The organism is Desulfobacterales bacterium, from assembly GCA_034003325.1.
Lineage (GTDB): Bacteria > Desulfobacterota > Desulfobacteria > Desulfobacterales > JAFDDL01 > JAVEYW01.
In genome coordinates, this window is the sequence record JAVEYW010000039.1 from 1 (window position 1) to 4841 (window position 4841).

A 4841-nucleotide genomic window follows, 5' to 3' on the forward strand; every position below is an offset into this window, starting at 1 on the left:
GGGAGCGCGCAGCATTGCGCAGAAAATGCGACAGCTCACGTTTAATGCACGGGCAGTCTTCGACTATTTTCGCATGACCAAAAACTCATGTGCGCCGGTGACGTCGAATTAGAACAAATTTACCGTGGGGGCGACGCGGGTGAGAGGCGACGCGGGTGAGAGTTGACAGGTAATAGCGTATGCGCTATCATGCGCTCATGAAAAAGGATATTTCGGGCAAGCCCGCCAATGTGTCGTTTGTTGATTTACTGAATCTTTGCCGGCGGCATTTCGGGGAGCCAAGAATTGAGGGCAGCCATCATATTTTTAAGACGCCATGGAAAGGCGACCCAAGGATTAACCTTCAAAAAGATGGCAAGGATGCAAAGCCTTACCAAGTGAGGGATGTAATCAGGGCGCTTGAAAAAATAGGGGTGAACTATGGAGAATAATGTCGATAAATACACTTACCGAATTGTATGGTCAGCGGAGGATGATAGTCATATCGCAAGATGCTTGGAGTTTCCATCCTTGTCGGCTCATGGCGATACACCAGCCAAGGCTTTAAGCGAGATAGAATTCGTTGTAAACGAAACGATTAAATGGCTACTGGAGGAAGGTGAGCCTGTGCCGGTGCCATTTGGAATGAAACCTTTTCGTGGCCATTTAACATTGAGGATTCCGGCTGAAAAGCACCGCGAGATTGTTATCAGATCGGCAGAAGAGGGGGTTTCGGTCAATAAGTTTATTCTGTCTAAATTGTAAGATACCCATTGAAAGACATGGGCATACTTGACGAAAACCCCTGGGCAGTTCTATCTCAGATAAAAATGAGAAAAGAATTTGAGATGCTTCTGACGATTCCCGGCATCGGCAAGATTCTTGGCTTAACCATCATGCTTGAAGTCGGCGACATCAATCGTTTATTACTCTTCGTACTGCCGTTGTGTCGGTAGCAATAAAATTTCCAACGGGAAAAAAGGAGAGAATAACAAAAGGAACGGCAACAAATACCTCGCCTGGGCCTATGTGGAAGCGGCGAATTTCGCCACCCGGTATTGCAGCTCCGCGCAAAGGTTTTATCAGCGTAAACGGGCGGAGAAAAATGGAATCGTGGCCGTAAAGGCGCTTAGCTGTCACCTCCGGCCAAGTATGGACCCGCCCTCCGCCGGAAATCGGCCCCACCTAAACGCTGGCGATAATCTTTACCGTTGTCACCTGTCGAGAAAATGGGGGGCTTGTTGGATTTGCGAGCCGGAATCAATACGAATAGAGATGAAGCCAATGGAACCGGAATCAATCCGGAACGATGTTTCGGCGGACATTGACGTTTTCAAGGTCATAGGTTCTGAAAACGAGTTTTTCCCGCTCCCGTTTGTTCTCGGGGAATGCAACCGGCTCCGCGTCTTTTAATACCTGAATTTTGCACCTTAAGGCACAAAGAAAGCGGAAACCATCTGGGAATCCTGTTATAAAGGGAGGTGAGAGCCTTCCACCTTAAAGACAGGAGTTACCCAGATGGTAAAAGAGAGTAAATCAAAAAAGCGGCAAAACCGCAAGGACAAAGGATCCAACGAAAGTGGCGGCAGGGCCAGAAAAATCAACGCTTCAACGCCACACGAGACGTGCAGCGAGCAGCTAAGCCTATTTGGCGGGCTTTTAGCGATGATAAAATTTTTTGATTTGATCGGTTTCAGTCAAATATTTCACTCCATCTATCGTGCGCCAACCCGCGAACCCAAGTTGGGTCACTATCCGATGGCAGTGGGGCTTTTGATGCTACTATTTATGTCGATATCGACACCACCGTCGAGACACTCTACGGTGAGCAGCAAGGCGGCCGCAAGGGACATAACACCAGGCATCGGGGGAAAAAGGGATACCGGCCCGTGCTTTGTTTTATAGAGCAAACCCGAGAATACCTGGTCGGCAAGCTTCGGAAAGGCGAAACGATGAGCGGCAAGCAAACTGCAGCCTTTATCTTTCAGATCAAGACCTATCTACCCGGCTGTGTTCAGCAGGTCTTGCTCCGGGCCGATGGGGAATTCCTAAGCTGGGAAAGCATCAAGGCACTGAGAGCCTGTGGTTTCGACTTCATCATTGCCAATAAGGGCTGCACCCCGCCCTTTGATCCCAATACCTGGAACCAGCCCTGGAAACGCAAGGATATCGAGTATAACAGTTGCGTATATCAACCCACCGGGTGGGAAGCACCGTTTCGCTTTGTGGCCATGCGCATACCGAAGGAGGAAAAACCATCCGCCTCAAATCAACCGACGCAATGCTTGCTGTTTGAGGACGACAATTACACGTACCGGATATTCTGTACGAACCTGTCAGGTCCGGCGCATGAAGTCGTAAGCCAGTATGACAAACGCGCGGATGTCGAGAACCTCGTCGGGGAGGCCAAGCGCGAGGGGCTGGACGCCATCCCGTCGGCCAAGTTCAAAAACAATTACGCCTTTTTTCAAGTGGTGATGCTGGCCTATAACATCTGGCGCTATATGAAACTATTGGCGGGCCAGAGCCGGGAGCATGAGGAGGATACGGAAAAAACCAAGCCTCTCAAGGGGATCGTCACCAATACGCTCCGCATCGCCCGGCTAAAGCTGTTACTGATCGCTGCAAAAGTTGTTAAGGATCAAAACCGGGATAAAATAAAGTATTCCATTCATGATGTTCGAACGCCGGCAATGATGCATTTTCTTAACTTCCTGGACAGAGTAAGGTTGAAACCAAAGCCATGGGAAGACAATAGCTCGTGGCCCCAACGGTTTGCCGTGGAGATGTGAATGCAAGAAATTTTTTGCACGAAAATTCTTTGTAAACATAAACGGTTGGGCAAAATACCAATTTATCGGCTACAGATCATGAAAGAGATAGCTATGTGATAAGGTAGAAAACGGGTACTTCACCAAATTGTGAAAAAATGGGCACAATGGCCCAGAAGGGCTATATGCGTGCAAAATTCAGGTATCAATTTAATGATAGAAAGCGCCTAAACTAATTTTCCATGGGGGAATTTTATGTCGGAACTAATATTGCGGGAAGAGAAAGACGGGTTGTGCACATTGATGCTCAACCGGCCAAACAAGCTCAATGCACTCAATGTCGAATTGTTTATTGAACTGATGACAAATATCGAAGACATCGAAAAGAGAATTGATACCATCGGGTGCGTGGTCCTCAAGGGAAACGGCCGGTGTTTTTCAGCCGGTCACGACCTGAAAGATCTCGGGGCCGGAGAAAAGCCGCCGTCCGAGCTTTTTCAGTCGAAAACCGTGGCGCGCCTTGCCACGTTGCCCCAGCCGGTTATTACGGCCGTTCACAGCCACTGCTATACCGGCGCCCTGGAGCTGGCCCTTGCCGGTGATATTATCCTGGCCGCAGAATCCGCTCGGTTTGCGGACACTCACGGAAAATGGGCGCTGACGCCGGTCTGGGGGATGAGTCAACGCCTACCCCGACGGGTTGGATCTGCAAAGGCACGGGAGATGATGTTCACGGCAAAAACTTACACTGCAAAAGAGGCCCTATCCATGGGACTTGTCAACATATGCGTGCCGGATGACCGGTTTGAATTGGAAATCGAGGCCCTGGTAGCTTCCATTCTCGCAAACTCTTGGTTTTCAAACCGGGCCAACAAGAAACTGCTCAAAGCAACCGACGGCATGGCCCTGTCGGAGGGACTTCGCTATGAAGTGGAACATAACGAGGGACACGGCCCGGATGCCCACGAGCGCATGAGCGCATTCGGCAAGAAGACGTAAAGACTATCCAATGATATCTGAATTTTTAAAAATGAAATCCACAGTTATTTGAAATATTTTTCTCAAACGCAGCTGGCGAAAGATAGCCGAGCCTTTCTTGGCGTTGTTGACGGTTGTAGAAAATTTCAATGTATTCTGTAATCTCTTGTATGGCCTCTCGCCTGGAAGAATAGCGGCGATGGGGGATCAACTCGTTTTTCAATACCCCCAGAAACTTTCAATAGGGGCGTTGTCATAACTATCGCCCCTACGTCTCATTGAAGCCTTCCTTTTGATAGGGTTTAAAATGTCATTCCCCCAATCGTTGCATACGCCGGGTCGCCAAAGCGATGTTATCTTGTAACGCATATCCGGTGATTTGAGCGATTAAGCCTATCAAAACAGCAGGTTGTTGATTTACGAAATCTTGTAACGCACCGGTTGCGAAATCGAATTTATTTTAGTATTTCCATGCAGTTGTGGATTTAAGAGATCTTGTAACGCATCCTGCCCGTCTTTGGATTTTTGGCGCCAGTAGCCGGGATGCGCTTTTCGCCACTCCTGAACCCGAAGCACATTCCACGACCCTCGAAAGTAATCCCGGTTCTTGGATTTCTGAAGCCATTTTTGCTGACTTTCAGTCTTGCTTGCCTTGCGGCATTCAGGTTTTAAACAATATTTATTGCGCTTTTTATTCCGAAGGTCAGGTCTGGGGTTGAATGAAAACACAATTGTTATTTGACCACTTTTAAATCGCTCCATTTCGGTTGCTTTCTGTCATGCGCTTAAATTTCAACCCTCAAAATACGTAATGTATTCATTCGGTTGAAATTTGAGCGCGGCTAAATTGCTGTCCGGTGCGGCTTTTTCAAGATAAGGCCTCGGTCTTTTTGAAGCGTATTCTCATATTTTAGGTTCGGTTGAACCTGTGATCCTATTCTCACAGGATCTGTTGCGCCTGTGGTCTTTTGACCTTATCACAGATTGTAAGCGTCCGGTAAACCCCATCTTCACAGCCTGGAAAAATCCTGGCATGATAGGCCCCAGAATGGAGGACAAATCATGTCAGGTGATGCGGTTCGAATTATTGGAATAAAAAATGGCAGATCAACA

General features: G+C 48.1%; 5 protein-coding genes and 1 pseudogene. 5 read left to right on the forward strand and 1 reads right to left on the reverse strand.

Going from position 1 to position 4841, the window contains the following annotated elements:
* Window positions 1–179 precede the first annotated feature (179 nt).
* The 5 genes from RBT11_20495 (at window position 180) to RBT11_20515 (ending at window position 3749) form a co-directional block, all read left to right on the forward strand.
* Window positions 180–431, forward strand: a complete 252-nt coding sequence (locus tag RBT11_20495; protein ID MDX9789164.1) for a type II toxin-antitoxin system HicA family toxin — start codon at window positions 180–182, stop codon at window positions 429–431.
* Window positions 421–744 carry a toxin-antitoxin system HicB family antitoxin gene (locus RBT11_20500; protein ID MDX9789165.1) on the forward strand — a complete coding sequence of 108 codons (324 nt, stop codon included), beginning with the start codon at window positions 421–423 and terminating at the stop codon, window positions 742–744. Before RBT11_20495 ends, RBT11_20500 begins: the two co-directional genes overlap by 11 nt.
* A 17-nt stretch (window positions 745–761) precedes the next feature.
* A complete protein-coding gene (locus tag RBT11_20505) occupies window positions 762–935 on the forward strand; it encodes a transposase (protein ID MDX9789166.1) in 174 nt (57 codons plus the stop codon).
* A gap of 828 nt (window positions 936–1763) precedes the next feature.
* Complete coding sequence (locus RBT11_20510; protein MDX9789167.1) at window positions 1764–2771, forward strand: transposase; 1008 nt, start codon at window positions 1764–1766, stop codon at window positions 2769–2771.
* Window positions 2772–3005: 234 nt separating this feature from the next.
* The gene (locus RBT11_20515; GenBank protein MDX9789168.1) at window positions 3006–3749 is read left to right on the forward strand and encodes an enoyl-CoA hydratase/isomerase family protein; all 744 of its coding nucleotides are present in this window, start codon (window positions 3006–3008) and stop codon (window positions 3747–3749) included.
* 25 nt (window positions 3750–3774) lie between these two features.
* Here RBT11_20515 and RBT11_20520 read toward each other — a convergent pair.
* Window positions 3775–4016, reverse strand: a pseudogene (locus RBT11_20520) (IS3 family transposase).
* Window positions 4017–4841: the final 825 nt, after the last annotated feature.